This is a genomic window from Pseudarthrobacter sp. NKDBFgelt (genome assembly GCF_046097905.1).
Taxonomy (GTDB): Bacteria; Actinomycetota; Actinomycetes; order Actinomycetales; family Micrococcaceae; genus Arthrobacter; species Arthrobacter polychromogenes.
In genome coordinates this window covers 62,548-79,974 of the sequence record NZ_JBJURL010000007.1, presented here as the reverse complement: position 1 = coordinate 79,974, position 17,427 = coordinate 62,548, and the positions used below count along the sequence as shown (strand labels likewise).

13 protein-coding genes are annotated in these 17,427 nt (G+C 67.0%); 4 read left to right on the top strand and 9 right to left on the bottom strand.

Going from position 1 to position 17,427, the window contains the following annotated elements; all coding sequences use genetic code 11:
* Positions 1-51: 51 nt before the first annotated feature.
* The 3 genes from ACKAE7_RS03400 to ACKAE7_RS03390 form a co-directional block, all read right to left on the bottom strand.
* Positions 52-1,707, bottom strand: coding sequence for a GMC family oxidoreductase (locus ACKAE7_RS03400; RefSeq protein WP_408978512.1), 1,656 nt, complete (start codon positions 1,705-1,707; stop codon positions 52-54).
* On the bottom strand, positions 1,708-3,204 hold the full coding sequence (locus tag ACKAE7_RS03395; protein WP_408978511.1) for an aldehyde dehydrogenase family protein: 1,497 nt from the start codon (positions 3,202-3,204) through the stop codon (positions 1,708-1,710).
* A 360-nt stretch (positions 3,205-3,564) separates the two neighbouring features.
* Positions 3,565-4,161, bottom strand: coding sequence for a TetR/AcrR family transcriptional regulator (locus tag ACKAE7_RS03390; protein WP_408978510.1), 597 nt, complete (start codon positions 4,159-4,161; stop codon positions 3,565-3,567).
* Between the two features lie 349 nt (positions 4,162-4,510).
* On the opposite strand from ACKAE7_RS03390, the gene ACKAE7_RS03385 reads away from it, so the two are divergent.
* Positions 4,511-6,457: a PxKF domain-containing protein gene (locus ACKAE7_RS03385; RefSeq protein WP_408978509.1), complete on the top strand. Its 1,947-nt coding sequence runs from the start codon at positions 4,511-4,513 to the stop codon at positions 6,455-6,457.
* 85 nt (positions 6,458-6,542) lie between these two features.
* On the opposite strand, the gene ACKAE7_RS03380 is transcribed toward ACKAE7_RS03385, so the two are convergent.
* The gene (locus ACKAE7_RS03380) at positions 6,543-7,241 is read right to left on the bottom strand and encodes a type 1 glutamine amidotransferase domain-containing protein (protein WP_191036244.1); all 699 of its coding nucleotides are present in this window, start codon (positions 7,239-7,241) and stop codon (positions 6,543-6,545) included.
* Positions 7,242-7,298: 57 nt separating this feature from the next.
* Positions 7,299-8,171, bottom strand: a complete 873-nt coding sequence (locus ACKAE7_RS03375) for an aldo/keto reductase (protein ID WP_191036243.1) — start codon at positions 8,169-8,171, stop codon at positions 7,299-7,301.
* A 142-nt stretch (positions 8,172-8,313) separates the two neighbouring features.
* Here ACKAE7_RS03375 and ACKAE7_RS03370 point away from each other — a divergent pair, with 142 nt between their 5' ends.
* The 3 genes from ACKAE7_RS03370 (at position 8,314) to ACKAE7_RS03360 (ending at position 13,696) form a co-directional block, all read left to right on the top strand.
* Positions 8,314-9,303: an LLM class flavin-dependent oxidoreductase gene (locus ACKAE7_RS03370; RefSeq protein ID WP_066279953.1), complete on the top strand. Its 990-nt coding sequence runs from the start codon at positions 8,314-8,316 to the stop codon at positions 9,301-9,303.
* Between the two features lie 215 nt (positions 9,304-9,518).
* Positions 9,519-12,149, top strand: coding sequence for a trehalase-like domain-containing protein (locus tag ACKAE7_RS03365; protein WP_191036242.1), 2,631 nt, complete (start codon positions 9,519-9,521; stop codon positions 12,147-12,149).
* A gap of 62 nt (positions 12,150-12,211) precedes the next feature.
* Positions 12,212-13,696, top strand: coding sequence for an MFS transporter (locus ACKAE7_RS03360; protein WP_191036241.1), 1,485 nt, complete (start codon positions 12,212-12,214; stop codon positions 13,694-13,696).
* A 78-nt stretch (positions 13,697-13,774) separates the two neighbouring features.
* Here ACKAE7_RS03360 and ACKAE7_RS03355 read toward each other — a convergent pair whose 3' ends face one another.
* The 4 genes from ACKAE7_RS03355 to ACKAE7_RS03340 form a co-directional block, all read right to left on the bottom strand.
* The gene (locus tag ACKAE7_RS03355; RefSeq protein ID WP_408978508.1) at positions 13,775-14,911 is read right to left on the bottom strand and encodes an FAD-dependent oxidoreductase; all 1,137 of its coding nucleotides are present in this window, start codon (positions 14,909-14,911) and stop codon (positions 13,775-13,777) included.
* Between the two features lie 13 nt (positions 14,912-14,924).
* Positions 14,925-15,851 (bottom strand): AEC family transporter, encoded by a 927-nt coding sequence (locus tag ACKAE7_RS03350; protein WP_191036239.1) that lies wholly within the window; start codon positions 15,849-15,851, stop codon positions 14,925-14,927.
* 51 nt (positions 15,852-15,902) lie between these two features.
* Complete coding sequence (panD, locus tag ACKAE7_RS03345) at positions 15,903-16,328, bottom strand: aspartate 1-decarboxylase (RefSeq protein WP_172801470.1); 426 nt, start codon at positions 16,326-16,328, stop codon at positions 15,903-15,905.
* A 147-nt stretch (positions 16,329-16,475) separates the two neighbouring features.
* Positions 16,476-17,390 carry a LysR substrate-binding domain-containing protein gene (locus tag ACKAE7_RS03340; protein WP_191036238.1) on the bottom strand — a complete coding sequence of 305 codons (915 nt, stop codon included), beginning with the start codon at positions 17,388-17,390 and terminating at the stop codon, positions 16,476-16,478.
* Between the last annotated feature and the right edge of the window lie 37 nt (positions 17,391-17,427).

Here is a 17,427-nt window from a genome sequence, read left to right as displayed (position 1 = left end):
ATAGTGATGGCCGTCCGCACTGCGGCGTACGGACGGCCGGTGGCCTGAAACTCAGGCGAGGGAGGCGGCGAGTTCCAGGTCCGCCGTCGTGGTTTCGCTGTTCCGGCCGGCGCGGGTGAGGTCCGCCCGGACTAAATCAGCACAGCGCTCGCCGATCATCATCACGGTGATGTTGGGGTTGACCGTGACGTGTTCCGGCATCACGGACGCATCGGCGACGCGCAGGCCGGTGACGCCCTTGACGCGCAGCTCGGGATCCAGCGGCGACATGTCGTCGTCGGCCGGTCCCATACGGACAGTGCCCACGGGGTGGTACACGGTGTTGTGCGTCTTGCGGATGTAGTCCTGCAGTTCCTCGTCCGTCTGCGCCTCGACCCCGGGCGAGAGTTCCCGACCGGCCCATTCCCCCATGGCCGGCTGGGCGGCGATTTCGCGGGCCTTGCGGATCCCCGCCACCATGACCCGCATGTCGTGCCCGTCCGGATCCGTGAAATAGCGCGGATCCACCATGGGCTTGTCGCGGAAGTCGCGGCTGCGCAGCCTGACGGTGCCGCGGGAGCGGGCGTGCGTGACGTTCGGGGTGAGGCTGAAGCCGTTCTCCGTGGTGGGGTAACCGTGCCGCAGCGTGTTCATATCGAACGGGACGGAGCCGTAGTGCATCATCAGGTCGGGGCGGTCCAGGCCGTCCTCGGTGGGGGTGAAGATGCCGATCTCCCACCACTGCGTTGAGGTCTGGACCATGGGCTGTTTGGCTTCGAACTGGACCACACCTTCGGGGTGGTCCTGCAGGTTTTCGCCCACGCCGGGGGAGTCCACCAGTACCTCGATCCCGTGCTGGGCGAGGTGGGCTGCCGGGCCGATGCCGGAGAGCATCAGCAGCTTGGGGGAGTCGATGGCGCCGGTGGACAGGATCACCTCGCGGTGCGCGGAGAGCCGGTGGGTCCGGCCGAAGGCTGAGTCCACCACGTCCACGCCGGTGCAGCGCTTGTCCGCGTCGAACACCAGCTGGCGGGCGCGGAGGCCGGTCAGCAGGGTGAAGTTTTCGCGCTCGATGATCGGATGGATGTAGGAGACGGAACTGGAGGACCGGGTGCCGTCCGCGCGGCGGTTGATCTGGAAAAAGTTGGCACCGTTGATCACGGTGTTGCCGGTGTTGAACTTCGCGCGCGGAATGCCGGCCTGCTCGCAGGCGTCCAGGAGTGCGACGCCGGCAGGATCCGCCGGGTGCACGTTCATCAGGTGCACCGGGCCTGAGTCGCCGTGATGGGGTGCGTCCGGGCCGGCGTCCTCATTGGTTTCCAGCCGCTTGTACAGCGGCCAGGCGGCGTCGGCGTTCCAGCCGGTGGCGCCGTACTTGGACTCCCACTCGTCAATGTCCTCGCGGGGCGCCCAGAAGGCGATGCAGGAGTTGTGGCTGGAGCAGCCGCCCATGACCTTGGCCCGGGCGTGCCGCATGAAGGAGTTGCCGTTTTCCTGCTCCTCGATGGGGTAGTCCCAGTCGTAGCCGGATTCGAGCAGTTCCATCCAGCGGTCAAGCTGCAGGATCTCGGGAAGGTTCCGGTCATCCGGGCCGGCTTCCACCAGGGCCACGGTCACGTCCGGATCCTCGCTCAGCCTAGCGGCCACCGCTGCTCCGGCGGAGCCGCCGCCGATGACGATGTAATCGAATGCGTGCCCGGTGAGGTCCTCGATGTTGTCGACGTGCATCTAGTTCTCCTTGCTGTGGTCAGCGAACCAGCCGGTTACCTGCGGGCTGGTGTTCTGGTAGATGTGCTTGGCTTCCTGGTACTCCGCCAGGCCGGTGGCGCCGAGTTCACGGCCTACGCCGGACTGGCCGAAGCCGCCCCATTCAGCCTGGGGGAGGTAGGGGTGGTAGTCGTTGATCCAGATGGTGCCGTGCCGCAGCCGGCCGGCCACACGCTGCGCCTTGCCGGCGTCCTGGGTCCAGACCGCGCCGGCCAGTCCGTAGACGGTGTCGTTGGCCGTGGCCACGGCCTCGTCCTCGGTGCGGAACGTCTCCACCGTCACCACCGGGCCGAAGGCCTCGTCCACCACCACGGACATGCCCCGCTGGACGCGGTCCAGGATGGTGGGCTGGTAGTAAAACCCGCCGTCGTACCTCTCCCCGGAAGGTGCCGCACCGCCGGTCCGCAGCCGCGCACCCTCCTGGATGCCGCGCTGGACGTAGGCGTGGACCTTGTCGCGGTGGGCCGCGGAAATCAGCGGCCCGGTTTCGGCGTCGTCATCGAAGGGGCCGCCGAGGCGGATGCCCTGCGCACGGCGGACCAGCTCGTCCACGAAGCGTTCGACGATCGATTCCTCAACCACCAGCCGCGCCCCGGCGGAGCAGACCTGCCCGGAGTGGACGAAGGCACCGTTAAGGGCATTGTCGACGGCGGCATCGAAGTCAGCGTCGGCGAACACCACGTTGGGGTTCTTGCCGCCCAGTTCCAGCGCCACCTTCTTGACGGTGCCTGCGGCGGCCGCGGCTATGCGCTTGCCGGTTTCCAGCCCGCCGGTGAAGGAGACGAGGTCGACGGCGGGATGTTCCGAGAGCGGCGCGCCCGCCTCCGCACCCGGTCCGGTCACCAGGTTGGCCACGCCCGCCGGCAGGCCGAGGTCCTGCAGCAGCTGCATGGCCAGGATGGCGGTGGACGGCGTCAGCTCGGACGGTTTGAGGACGAAGGTGCAGCCGGCGGCCAGCGCCGGGGCGATCTTCCACGCGGCCTGGAGCAGGGGATAGTTCCAGGGCGTGATCAGGCCGCAGACGCCCACGGGTTCATAGACGATCCTGCTGGCGACGGCGGGGTTCCCGGCGTCCACCACGCGGCCCGCCTGCTGCCCGGCGAGCCTGCCGAAATACTCAAAGCAGGCGGCGACGTCGTCCATGTCAATGCGGCTTTCCACCATCCGCTTTCCGGTGTCCAGCGACTCGGCGCGGGCAAACTTTTCGCGGCGTTCGCGCAGTCCAGCAGCGACCTTGAGCAGGAAGGTTCCGCGCTCGGGGGCCGGGACCGAGGACCAGGTGCCGGAGTCGAAGGCCGCGCGGGCTGCGGCGATGGCCCGCCCGGCATCTTCACGGCCGGCCTCGGACACTGTGGCCGCCAGCTCGCCGTCGGCCGGGTTGCGGATGTGGCGTACGGCGCCGGATGCCGCCGGCTCCCATGCGCCGTTGATGAAAAGGGTGGAGGCTGTTTCGGTCATGCTGTCTCCTGGGGTGTAGGACTGTGGCGGCCCTGGGGCGGGGCCGGGGGCCGCTGCGGGCGCTGTGCTGCAGCTTGTGCTGACGCCCCGTAGCCCGGGGCAAGGCTTGGCGTGCGCGGGAACGGGCGGCACGGTGGGCCGTGCGCTGTCCGGACGCTTTATCGGGGACCGGTGAGGGGAGCGGGGGCCCAGGGGCCGGGAGTGACGCCGTGGCGTGTTGTGGCGTATGTCATACGAAGGAGAGTAACCGAGGTTGAACGGGCGTTCAATACATTTCTTGAACAACTGTTCAATGTGAAGCGCTGGGGTGCGCGTTAGGGCCGGCGTGTGGTGCCCGGTCCCGGGAGCCCAGGGTGGGGGTCAGTTGTCCCGCGGCGGGGCGAAGGCTATCTGCTCCGTGCGGGCGATGCTCCGCTGGATGGCTGCCTTGTCGATCCCGAGAAGGGCTGTGAGCCACATGCCGTTTTGGACCACGACGATGTCCGCCGCGCGATCCCTGCATTCCTCCGGGGGCAGCGCGGGGTTGGCTTTGGAGACCAGCCCCGCAAGCCCGTCGAGGTACCGGTCGAAGGCTGCGGCATTGATCAGGGCAAAATCCTCGTGGGCCTGCGCGAGGGCCCAAAGGTGCAGGCGGAGGGACAGGTATCGGGTGGTCAGCAGTTCTGCGCCGGCAACCCGGTGCAGGGCTTTAAGGAGCTGCTCATCCGGGGCCAACGATGGGTCCGGTGCCACCAGCTTCAGGTCGTGCTCGTCCACGCTGTGCAGTGCCGCCCGGATCAGGCTCATCTTGTCGTCGAAGTAGTAGTTGACGAGGCCCAGCGCGACGCCGGCTTCACGGGCCACGGCCCGCATGCTGACGCCCGAGATACCGTGGCGCGAGAGCAGGTCCAGGGCCGCTTCGAGAATGCGCGACTGCCTGTCAACCTGTTCGCCGGAGTTCACGGTATTTGTCCCCATCCGGCCACACTATTGCCAAAGCCGGAGGAGTGCACTTTACGCAGGAGAATCCCCGCCCTGCGGGAGCGGGGCGGGGATCCTTCGAGGCCACCCGGCCAGGTACACCAAGTAGTGGCGATTTTCGCCGGCGCGGGAAAACGAGTACTTAAGCGGAAAGACGGGTGGGGGATTACGCGTGTGCTCCTCCCATGGTGCCACCTACCGTAAGGTACGTTGCGCTCACGGTGGGCACGGGTCTTAGGGAGAAAACATGATGAATTCATCAGGCGGGGACGATTTTTCTGAGGGAAGGAGCAAATTAAGGCGGACATGCGCCAGGGCAGCTGCGGCCGTTGCGGCGGGAACTCTGGTGTTGGCAGGTTCGGGGATTGCCTGGGCGGATGACATACACAACACCCTGGACACCGACATCGATGCCGTGGCAGAAGTCATGGCCCTCAACGCTGGTGGTACCAGCGGGAGCACCACCCTGGCCGTGGAGACGCAAAACGGCGACGGAAAGAACGGGTGCAACCTGACCGGATCCAGCACGCTGACATTGCAGCTCACATCGAGCAACCCGGCCGTTGCCGTGGTCTCCCCCTCAACCGTCACCTTTGGCGCTTGCGGTGAGACCAAGAATCTGACGATCAGCCCGGTGGGCGCAGGCTCGGCCACAGTGACCGCGACCGAGATCAGTAACACCACGACTGGCACGTTCAACCTGGCACCGGCCACCTTCCGTGTCGACGTGGCCGCCCCCGCGCCGGCGAACACCGCCCCGCTCATGTCTCTGGACGGCCCCGCCGCCGGTGGCTCATACCAGAAGGGGTCCGTCCCGGATGCCGTCTGCAAGGTCACTGACGTGGAAGATGGTCCCAGCACATTTGACGCCCTGCTGAGTGCGATTTCGGGGCAAGACGGTGCTAGCGGCGTTGGTACACAGACGGCTTTCTGCGGATACACGGACAAGGGCGGACTCACGGTAGCGAGCTCAGTTAATTACGCCATCACGGACGGGACAGCGCCGAGGGTGTCCTACACGCTGACCCCTTACAACCCGGACGGCCTGAGCGGCTGGTACAAGAGCGCGGTCAGGCTGGACTGGATTGTCGAAGAGGATGACTCCACGAGCACCCTGTCCACAGCCGGGTGTGAGTCCCAGAGCATTACCGCCGACCAGGAACCTGCAGAGTACAGCTGCGCGGCCACCAGTGGGGGCGGCACCGCTGACGCCGTCAGGGTGACACTCAAGAAAGACGGCACTGAGCCCCTGGTCGGCTACACGGAGGTGGAGACGGGCACGCTTGGGAAAAACGGCTGGTTCACGTCTGATGTCACAGCCCGCTTCACGGCGACCGATGCAACATCCGGCCTGCTGAAGACCACCGGAACGGCCACCTCCAGCGGCGAGGGCGCTGACATAGCAGTACTGAGCCCCGAGTTTACCGACATCGCCGGCAACGCGGCCACGGAAGGTGCCGCTTCCAAGTTGTTCAAGATCGACAAGACGGCCCCGAAAGTCACCTACGTTGGCGCCAGTCCCGCGGCAGGGACTGACGGCTGGTACAACACTGACGTGATTGCGACCTTCGAAGGAACCGACGTGCATTCCGGCCTGGCAGTCGCTACCCGGGAAGTCGAATCCATTGGTGAGGGCGAAGTAGTAGTTGAGAGCCCTGTCTTCGAAGACCTCGCCGGGAACGCCACCCCCGCCGGTGCGGATTCCGCCACGTTCAAGATCGATAAGACGGCTCCATCAGTGACGTTCGATTCCGTGATCCTGGACGGTTACTTCGGTTCCACACCGGTAGCTCCCACGTGCACTGCCTCAGACGGGCTCTCCGGAGTCAGCGGAGGCTGCTCTGTCACGGGCTATGGCAGCGGCGTGGGGACCCATACGCTGAAGGCCACGGCCACCGACGTTGCAGGCAACACAACGACCGTCACCCAGAGCTACACAGTGAAGGCCTGGGAGCTCAAGGGCTTCTCCCAACCGGTAGACATGAACGATGTCCTGAACACGGTCAAGGGCGGCAGCACCGTTCCGGCGAAGTTTGAAATCTTTGCCGGTGACCGGGAGCTCACAGACCTCAGTGCGGTATCCAGCCTCAAAGCGGTCCAGATCCAGTGCTCGCTGCAGTACATCGATGACATCGAGCTGACCACGACGGGGAACACATCCCTCCGTTATGACGCCGTCGCTGGCCAGTTCGTCTACAACTGGAAGACGCCCGCGGGTGCGGGCAGCTGCTACAAGCTCACAATGACCGCAAAGGACGGCACCTCCATCAGCGCCAACTTCAAGCTGAAATAACCGGCCGGCTTCGGAGCCTAAGGAACAGCGGAGGGCCAGGTCACCATGACCTGGCCCTCCGTGTGTCAGCTGCCTGGGTCCAGAGTCAGCCCAGTGCCTTGATGACTTCCTTGGCCACGTCCTCGCTGGACTGCGGGTTCTGCCCGGTGATGAGGTTGCCGTCGCGGACCACGTTGGAGGTCCAGGCAGCGCCGTTCTCGATCATCGCGCCCTTCTCCTTCAGCGCGTCCTCCACCAGCCACGGCGTGTTCTCGCCCGTGCCGCCGCCCAGCTCTTCCTCGTTGGTGAAGACTGTGAGGCGGCGTCCGGCGAAAACGAACGTGCCGTCGTCGTCCGTTGCGCTGAGCAGCCCGGCGGGACCGTGGCAGAAGGGGGCAATGACCTTGCCGTCCTTGTTGGCTGACACCAGCAGCAGGCCCAGGTCGGCGTCCTTGTACAGGTCGGCCATGGGTCCGTGCCCGCCCGGCATCACCACGGCGTCATAGGCGGAAGGGTCGACGCCGGCAAGCACCAGCGGGTTCGAGAGCTCGCCGTCGATAGACGCCAGGTAGTCCCGGAAGCCTTTCGCGCGGTCCTCGCCGCCCGCGGATTCCGCGGCCAGGCTGACCTGGTCCACTGTGGGTTTAGCCCCGCCGGGGGTGGCGAGGTGGACCGTGTGGCCGGCGTCGAGCAGCGTCTGGTGTGCCACCACCAGCTCCTCGGCCCAGAAACCGGTGGGGTGTTCGCTGCCGTCCTTCATGGTGAGGGAATCGGCTGCGGATACAACCATCAGAATGTTTGCCATGGTGTTGCTCCTGTCGTTGGGGACTGTTTTACCGTGCTGCTTCTCCATCCGCCGCGGTTATCCGGCTGCGGCTTCAAGTTCAGCGTAGGTGTCCTCGTCCAACGTGACATTGGCCGCGGCCAGGTTTTCTTCCAGGTGCTTCACGGACCCGGTGCCGGGGATCGGCATCATCACGGGGGAGCGGCGCAGCAGCCACGCCAGCGCCACCTGCGAGGTGGTGGCACCAAGGCGCTTCGCAGCCTCATCCAGCGGCCCGCCCGGCTGGGCAAGCTCGCCCGCTGAGATCGGGGCCCACGGGATGAAGCCGATGCCGTTTTCCTCCGAGTAACGCAGGACATCCTCGGAGCTGCGGTCCGTGAGGTTGTACCGGTTCTGGACGGTGGACACGGTGAAGTGCCTTCCGGCGGCTTCGAGTTCCTCAACGCTGACCTGCGAGAGGCCCAGCGCCCGGACCTTGCCCTCGTCCTGGAGCTCGCGGAGCACACCAAACTGCTCCTCAGCGTCCACCTTGGGGTCAATCCGGTGGAGCTGCAGCAGGTCCAAAGTGTCCACCTTGAGCTTCCGCAGGCTGAGTTCAGTCTGCTGGCGCAGGTACTCCGGCCGGCCCACGGGAATCCACTGGTTGGGGCCGGTGCGGGTGAAGCCCACCTTCGTGGCGATCTTCAGTCCGTCCTTGTAGGGGTGCAGCGCCTCAGCCAGGATCTCTTCACTGATGTTGGGGCCGTAGGAGTCGGCGGTGTCGATGAAGTCCACCCCGAGTTCGACGGCGCGGCGCACCACCCGGACCGCGGTGCTGCGGTCAGCGGGCTCACCCCACACACCGTCACCGACAATGCGCATAGCACCAAAGCCAAGCCGGTGAACGGTTCCCAGGTCCTTCAGGTCAATCGTTGCGGACAGTTCCAGCTGGTTCGACGTATTCAGGCTCATAGGGGCGGCAACATCATAAGTTTGCTGAGTATTCCTGGACGGGCTGAAATAAGCCGGCCCCCGCCGTCGTTATGCATCAAGTGCCTGCCGCGATCCGGCGGGCGCGAACCCAATGAACAGCTTTGAAAGGCCGGCACCCGACGTGACTCTCCCCCTCTCCATCCTTGACCTGGCAACCATCGGGAAGGGCCAGACGGCGGCGGAGAGCTTCGCGGGCAGCGTGGCCATGGCACAAAGCGCGGAAAAGCTGGGGTACCGCCGCGTCTGGTACGCCGAGCACCACAACATGTCCTCGATCGCCTCCTCCGCCACCAGCGTGCTCATAGCCCACGTCGCCGCACACACCGAAAGCATCCGCCTCGGCGCCGGCGGCGTCATGCTGCCCAACCACTCACCGCTGACCATCGCCGAGCAGTTCGGCACGCTGGAAACCCTGCATCCGGGCCGCATCGACCTTGGCCTGGGACGTGCGCCGGGAAGTGACCAGAACACCATGCGCGCGCTGCGGCGGGACCCGATGTCCGCCGACAGCTTTCCGCAGGACGTCCTGGAGCTCCAGGGCTATCTCACCGGGCCCACCCGGATCCAGGGCGTGGAAGCCACCCCCGGCAAGGGCACGAACGTGCCGCTGTACATCCTGGGCTCGTCCCTGTTCGGCGCGCGCCTCGCCGCCCAGCTGGGGCTGCCGTACGCGTTCGCCTCCCACTTTGCCCCGAACGCCCTGCAGGACGCGGTGGCCCTCTACCGCCGGGAGTTCAAGCCCTCGGCGCAGTTGGATGCCCCGCATGTCATCGCCGGTGTGAACGTCATTGCCGCCGATTCGGCCTCCGAAGCGCAGGCCATGATGCAGGCCACCAAGCGTGCCCGGGTGTCGCTGTTCTTCGGCGGCGGCCGCGAGTTCACGGACGACGAGGCGGACATGATCCTCGATTCGCCGCAGGGGCAGCACGTCTCCCAGATGATGACGTATTCCGCGGTGGGAACGCCCGACGTCGTCATGGACTATCTGGACAGCTTCGGCAGGCACGCCGACGCCGACGAGCTCATCGTGGCGCACCAGAGCACCGGCACGGACGCCCGGCTGCGGTCCGTGGAGCTCCTGGCCGAAGCCGCGGGGCTGGCACGGGTTTGAGCGGGCAGTTATCGCCCGCCGTGCGTGCAGCCGCAGGGACCGCAGACTTTTACACATACGCAATACAGGGGACTTTCGGGGGTAACCGCTGAGGCTGACGATGGGAGTGCCCCCTCCGGAGTTCCGGGAACCCCGGAGAGGGGCACCAACCGGTAGCCCGCAGGAGATCCAGCGGCTGTAGTCCCGGCCCGGTCCTGCCTCAAAGGGGTACATGGATGCCAACGCCGTTGAACCAAAGCGTCGCGGATTCCGCACTGCTCACCAGGTCCCTGCCGCTGGGCATGCTCCGGACATTCGTCCAGTCCGACGCCGCCGACGAAGGGCTCACGCCTGCGCTGCTGGCGGAACTGAAGGTGCTGGCCCGGGTACCGGGGCTGATTGTGGCCTGCAATTACGGTGGAACCCTGTGCGGCGCCGAAGGCATCTCCACCGAGACGCTCCCGCTGGGAAGTGCCGCCATCGCGCTGCGCGCCCTGGCAGCGCTACCCAACACCCACGCCGCCGTCATCTCCGGGCGGTCGCTGCGTGACCTCGCCGCAGTATCGCGCCTGCCGGCGGAGGTGCACCTGGTGGGCTCGCACGGCGCCGAATTCGATATGGGGTTCGCGCACCAGCAGACCCTCGCCACCGAGTCTGTCCTGCAGAAAGTCCACGCCGCCCTCAACGAGGCCGTGGGGTTCCAGAAGGGCATCTGGCTAGAGCGCAAACCCGTGGCCGTTTCGGTGCACACCCGGCCGGCAGCTCCGGACGTCGTGGCGGCGGTAACTGACACCGCGCGGGAGGTGGCCCGCGCCCACGGACTGCACTTCATTGTGGACGGCTCCGTGCTGGACCTGTCCGTGGTGGAGCCCTCCAAGGCGGAGGCCCTGGAAAGCCTGCGGTCCCGGCTGGGAGCCAGCGCGGCCATGTATGCGGGTGACGCGGACAGCGATGAACTGGCCATGGCCACCCTGCGCGGGCCGGACATGGGATTGCGGGTGGGCCTGGGGGAGACCTCTGCCTCCTACCGGCTCCGCGACCCGGAATCCTTCGCCCGGGTGCTGGCGATCCTGTTCGAGCTGCGGCGTGCCTGGCTGTTCGGCGAGGACGCCGTGGGCCTGGAACGGCACAGCCTGATCGGCAACGGATCCTCGACAGCCCTGGTGACACCGGACGCGAAAATCTGCTGGATGAGCCACCCCCTGCCTGACTCCGGATCGTTGTTCGCGCACATCCTGGGCGGCGACGCCGCAGGTCATTTTTCGGTGGAGCCGGTCAAGGCCTCCCAGGTATTGGGGCAGCGCTACGTGGACAGCACCATGATTGTTGAAACCCGGTGGGCGGACGTCACGGTGACGGACTACCTGGAGCCGGCCCCGGACGGCATCACCAGCCTGGTCCGGGTGCTCTCCGGCAATGGCGCCGCCAGGATCACCTTTGCCCCCCGGCCGGACTACGCCAACGCCCCGTTCAGCATGGAGGCCCGCGGCGAGGAACTGCACGTGGTGGGAACCTCGGAGCCGTTCATCCTGCTGGCGCCGGGCGTGACCTTCAGCATCACCTCGGACGGGCGCCATGCTACGGCCACCGCCGCCGTCAACCTGCAGGACGGTCCGGTGGTGCTGAACCTGCGCTGTGGAGACACGGAGCACCAGCCCGCGGTACCCGAGAGTGAGGCGGACAGGCGCTCCGCGGTGGCGCTGCATGCCCGGCAGTGGGTGCAGGGGCTCGTCCTGCCGGGCGTCAAACCATCCCTGGTCCGGCGGTCGGCCCTGGTCCTGCGTGCCCTGGTGCATGAACCCACGGGCGCGGTCCTGGCGGCACCCACCACCTCCTTGCCCGAAGGGATCGGCGGGACGAGGAACTGGGATTACCGGTACTGCTGGCTGCGGGACGGTTCCATGACCGTCAACGCGCTGGTGGACCTGGGCTCCACCCGGGAGGCCGCGGGCTTCCTGTCCTGGCTGGGCCGGATCCTTGAGCACGCCCCCGGCCCCGAATGGCTGCACCCCCTCTATTCCGTGACGGGCGCACCCCTTTCCACGGAAGCCGTCATCGACAGCCTGCCCGGGTACGCCGGGTCCCGTCCCGTGAGGATCGGCAACGCAGCTGACCACCAGGTCCAGCTGGATGTCTTTGGCCCCATCGCCGAGCTGATCCTTGCCCTGAGTGAACGGGAGGGGGCACTCGCCGACGAACACTGGGAGCTGATGGTCCAGATGGCGTCAGCCGTCCTGGCCCGCTGGCACGAACCCGACCATGGCATCTGGGAGGCCCGCCGGGCACCGCGGCACCACATCTACACCAAAGTGATGTGCTGGGTGACCCTTGATCGCGCACTCCGCACGGCGTCCCGCCACGGCCGGGTTCCCGAGGCAGCCTGGGCGCCGGTGGCCGCCACCATCAGGGACGAAGTCCTGCGGGAGGGCTGGGACGAGTCCGCGAAGTCCTACACGGTGGCCTATGACAGCCCGGACCTGGATGCCGCCGTCCTGCACATCGGGCTCTCCGGGCTCCTGGACGTCACGGACCAGCGGTTCCTGGATACCGTCACCGCCGTGGAGCGGGAACTCCGGGTGGGGCCCACCGTGTTCAGGTACAGGTACGACGACGGCCTGCCGGGGCTGGAGGGCGGCTTCCACATCTGCACCACCTGGCTGATCGAGGCGTACGTTGCCACGGGCCGGATCGAGGAAGCCTGGGACCTCTTCGACCAGCTGGTGAACCTCTTCGGGCCCACCGGGCTGCTGCCGGAGGAGTACGATCCCGGCACCGAAACCCATCTGGGAAACCACCCCCAGGCCTACTCCCACCTCGGCTTCATCCGCTGCGCCCGGATCCTGGACGAACACCAGGACAAACGGTAGTCGGCCTTCTTCCTGGGTACCTAGAGTGGAGGTGACACCACCCGGAAACCGAAACGAGACTTATGTCCGCCACCCGCGCCCAGGGAGTGGGCTTCCGTTCTGAACGGGGCCCCATCCTCATTGCCCTGATGCTCGCCACCGGGTTGGTGGCCATCGATTCCACCATCGTGGCCACGGCCGTTCCGTCGATTGTCCGGGACATCGGCGGGTTCGAGTCGTTCCCCTGGCTCTTTTCGGCGTACCTGCTGGCTCAGGCTGTCTCCGTGCCAATCTACGGAAAACTCTCGGACATGGTGGGGCGCAAACCGATCATCCTTGCGGGCATCGGGCTGTTCCTCCTGGGGTCTGTGCTGTGCGGCATCGCCTGGAGCATGCCCGCGCTGATCGCCTTCCGTGCCCTGCAGGGGCTCGGTGCCGGCGCAGTGCTGCCCGTCTCGATCACGATCGCAGGCGACATCTACTCACTGGAGGAGCGGGCCAAGGTCCAGGGCTACCTCGCGAGTGTGTGGGCGGTTTCCTCCGTGGTGGGACCAAGCCTGGGCGGCATTTTTGCCGCCGTGGGCTTCTGGCGCGGAATCTTCCTGGTCAACATCCCGCTGTGCCTGCTGGCGGGATGGATGCTCGTCCGGACCCTGCACGAGAACGTGGAAAGGGCCAAACACCGCGTGGACTACGCCGGCGCGGGCCTGTTGGCGGCTTCGCTTGGCCTGCTGATCCTTGGTGCCCTCGAGGGCGGCCAGGGCTGGGCCTGGACTTCACCGGTGAGTCTTGGCATCTTTGCCGTGGGAGGGGTCTTGCTGGCCCTGTTCCTCGTGGTGGAACGACGCGCGGCGGAACCGGTGCTGCCGTCCTGGGTGGTATCCCGCCGGCTTCTTGGCACCACAGCCCTCGTGTCCTTCGGCGTCGGCGCCGTCATGATCGGACTGACGTCCTACGTGCCCACGTTCCTGGAAGGTGCGTTGGCCAGCTCGCCACTGGTCGCCGGGCTGGCCTTGGCGGCACTCACCTTGGGCTGGCCGATCAGTGCCTCGCAGGCCGGACGCTTCTACCTGCGGATCGGGTTTAAGGCCACAGCGCTCATCGGCATCTCCATCACCGTGGCCGGCCTCGCGGTCCTTGCACTCACCGCGGCTGCTCCCAGCGTGGCGCTGGTCGCCGCCAGCTGCTTCGTCGTCGGACTCGGCCTGGGGCTGGTGGCCACCCCCACCCTGATCGCTGCCCAGTCCAGCGTTTCCTGGAATGAGCGGGGTGTGGTCACCAGCACCAACATGTTCGCCCGGTCCATCGGGAGCGCACTGGGCGTGGCCGTTTTCGGCGCCGTGGCCAACGCCATCTACGGGCAAACGGCCGGAGGCGGCAGCAACGGCCCGGCGGTGGTGGCCGCTTCCGGTGCGGTGTTCGTGGCTGCCCTTGCAGCCGGGGTCCTGACGGTGGCAGCAGTCCTGGCCATGCCTGCCGTGCGGGCGGGCACAAAAGACGCCGGCGGCGAAGACGGCGGGGGCAGCGGGGAGCCGGTCCTCACCGACGCGGAGGACAGCTCCCGATAGCCTGCCCCACGCTGACTTTTGGCACCGGCGGCCGGAACCAGCAGCCGGCAACCGTGGCCGGCAACTCGTAGCCGGCGATCAGCGACCGGCGCGGAAGATCTCCGGAGCGGGCCGGGTGCCGGTGGCCAGGTCCGCAAGGATCCGGCCGATGACGGGGGTGAACTTAAACCCGTGGCCCGAGAATCCGGCGCCGATCACCACGGGGCCGATCCGGTCCAGGACGAAGTCCTCGTCCGGGGTGGTGGTGTAGGTGCAGCTGACCGCCTCGAAGGAGTCCGCGTCCACCCCGGGCAGCCATGTCCGGGCGTACTCCTGGAGGGCGGCAAGCTGCACAGGCTCCGGAAGGAAGGACCGCCGGTCCGGATCCACCACGGGGCCCACTCCGTGCCAACCGGCCTTAATTCCCTCACCCGGAGTCTGCATCCCGTACACAGGGGAGTACCAGCCCTTGTAGTCCGCGCCCGCCCCCGGATAGTGGTTGAAACCAGGCCATGCTGCTCCCGGGTCCGTGACCCGGAAGTGCGCCGGCTGCTCCTGGGTGACGCGCAGCTGCGGAATCCTCAGCCCGGAGCCTTTGGTGACCGCCCCGCCCAGGAGTTTTTCCGTCCAGCCGCCGGCCGTCACCACCACCTGCGCCGCGGCGAGCACCTCCGTTCCGGCTGCGGACTCCACAACCAGCCGGACGCCGTCGTCCATGACCTGGAAGTCCACCACCTTGGTGTGGTGCCGCATCTCGGCGCTGCGGGCCACGGCGAGCCGCTGCATGGCGGGGAGGGCCGCGTCAGGGTTGAGCTGGCCGCCGTCGGGCAGGTGGAGCACCTGCTGGTCGAAGCGGATGCCGCGCCAGCGCTCGGCGGCCTCTTCGGGGTGGAGGAATTCCGCGCGGATCCCGGCCTGTTCCAGGGCGGCGGCAACGTCGGCGAACAGCGGCTCCGGCCCGTGGTTGACCACCCCCGTGCGCGCCAGCAGCTGTTCCCCGCTTTCCTCCTCGAGCTCGTCCCAGAGGGCAAGCCCCTCGGCCAGCATGGCCACGTACTCGGGCCGGTGGTAGCCCGGGTTCAGGTTGCGGGTGGTGCCGTGGGAGGCCCCGATCCGGTGCCCGGGCCCGAACTGTTCCACCAGCGTCACCTGCCGGCCGCGGCGCGACAGCGCCCATGCGGCCGCCGAGCCCATCGCCCCGCCGCCGATCACCACGGTGTCCACAACTGTTTCCATCAGCCCTCCAGGGTCAGGTCAGCAGCAGCGCCACGCCGATCATGGCCGGCACTGCCACCACGGTGGTTATCAAAACGGTGTCCTTGGCCACGGTGAGGCCGGTCTTGTAGCGGCTGGCGGCCACAAAGACATTCTGCGCGGTTGGCAGCGCGGCGGTCACGACGACGGCGAACAGGATGTGGCCCTCCAGCCCCAGCAGGAAGCGGGCAAAGAGATAGGCAAGCACCGGCTGGACGCCGAGCTTGAAGGCGCTGGCAAGGAGCGTGTCCACACGGCGGGCCGCGGACGCCTGCAGCGGGCGGGTGCCGTTCAGGCTCATGCCGAACGCGATCAGCATGGCGGGAATCGCCGCGCCGCCGATCAGGTGGATCGGCTCCATGACCAGTTCCGGGATCTGCCAGCCGGTGCCTGCCACCAGCAGGCCCAGCGCCGAGCCGACGATCATGGGGTTCCGCACGATCATTACGAGGAAGGTCAGCGGCGTGGTGCGGTGGCTGCTGGTGCTTGAGTCCAGGAGCATCAGGAACAGCGGCGTGAAGAAGGCGAGCTGGAAGATCAGGAGCGGCGCCACGTAGCTGGCGTCGCCCAGCACGTAGACCGCGATGGGAATGCCCAGGTTGGCCGAGTTGACCAGCGACGCCGCCATGGAGGACATCAGCGACTCGGGAAGCGAACGTTTGAGCCAGAACTTGGCAATGGCAAAGAAGATCGTGGCCGTGGCGATGGCGGACACCGCCGCTACCAGCAGCGGAGCCGCGAAGACTTCGGCGAGGCGCGCCTTGCTGAGGGTTTCAAAGAGCAGTGCCGGGCTGGCCACGAAAAACGTGAGGGAGCTCAGCACCTGCCGGGCGTTGTCACCCAGGATCTTCTGCCGGCCCACGAACCAGCCCACCAGGATGATGCACCACACCACAAAGAAGCCGGCCAGCACGCCTAGCATGGGACAGCCCGCAGGGCGCGGCGGAGCAGGGGACCGGGGCTCACGCTCCGGTTACAGTGCGGCGTTGTTAAGTGCGAAAGGGGGGCGCAGCAAGCCCGGGGTAAGGCCCTCGGCGGGGTCGTTCCCCAGTTGGATCACGCGGTTGTTTTCGTCCACGTGGACCACCCTGGGCTCGTAGCTCTTGGCTTCCTCGGTGGTCATCTGCGCGTAGGTAATCAGGATGACAATGTCGTTTTCCTGCATCAGGTGGGCCGCAGCCCCGTTGATGCCAATGACGCCGGAGCCGCGCTCGCCGGCAATGGTGTAGGTCTCAAGGCGGGAGCCGTTGGTCACGTCCACGATGGACACCAGCTCACCCGGCAGGATGTCGGCGGCCTCGAGCAGGTCCAGGTCGACGGTGACCGAACCTACGTAGTGCAGGTCAGCGTGCGTGACGGTGGCCCGGTGGATTTTGGACTTGAACATTGTTCGATTCATAACGGCTTCAGTCTAGCGGCGGGGGCCCTGCCGCGCAGTGACGCAGGAAACACTTGCGCAGGGACGGTCCCGGCGCAGTGACGTCCCGCGTCATGGCGCAGGGGGTGCAGTTCCCCCAGGTGCAAGGACACGTTCGACGGCGGCTGGTCACCCGACGACGTCCCCCGCCACTGCTCCTGCCGTTGCCGCAAGGGTTTCCCTGGCAGCCAGGATGGCCGGGCGCTTTGCGCTGGAGCGGCGGACCGAGGTGAAGACGGTGCGCCGCGGCTTCCCCGGCAGATCCAGGAGCCGGGCCGTGGTGTCCCGGCCGGTCCACACCAGGTCCGGCATCAGCGCCACGGCGTTGCCTGACTCGATGAGCCGGATCTGGGCCTGGAGATCAGCGGTCTCATAGCGCACGTCGGGTTCGAAGCCCGCACTCCGGCAGGCCTGCTCAGCCCAGTGCCGCGACGCGGCACCCCGCGGCTCCATCACCCAGGCGAGTTCCGCGGTGTCCTCGATCGAGGAGATGGAAGGGCCGCCGTCGGACGCCGGCGGAACGGCGAGCCGGATGGCATCGGTGGTCAGCTTGACCCTGTCCAGCTCGGGATAACGGGGGGCGGCATGGCCCGGATACTGCTCGGCAATGACGAGGTCGAAATCGCGGGCCCAGGTTTCGTGGAGGGCGGTCTCGGGCTCTCGCTGGATCATCTCGATCCGGACCTCGGGGTAGGTGCGGGACATGCGCGTGAGTGTTTCCGGCATGAGGGCGAGGGCTGCCGACTGGAAAACGGCAATCCGGACGGTGCCGGTGACCGTTGTCAACGATGCCGCCAGGTCCGCCTCGGCCTGCTCCATGGTTTCCAGCAGGCTTGCGGTATGCGCCACGAGGACTTCGGCCTGTGGCGTGAGCTGTACCCGGCGCCCCGTCTTGCGGAGCAGCTCGACGCCCACTTCCTTTTCCAGCAGGGCAAGCTGCTGGGAGACCGACGACGGGCTGTACTGCAGTGCCTCCGCCACCTCCGCGAGGGTCCCCCTGATGCTGAGTTCACGGAGCAGACGGAGCCGGCGGACGTCAAGCATAGGGAAATCCTTACCGAAACTAACGAATATAGGTTAG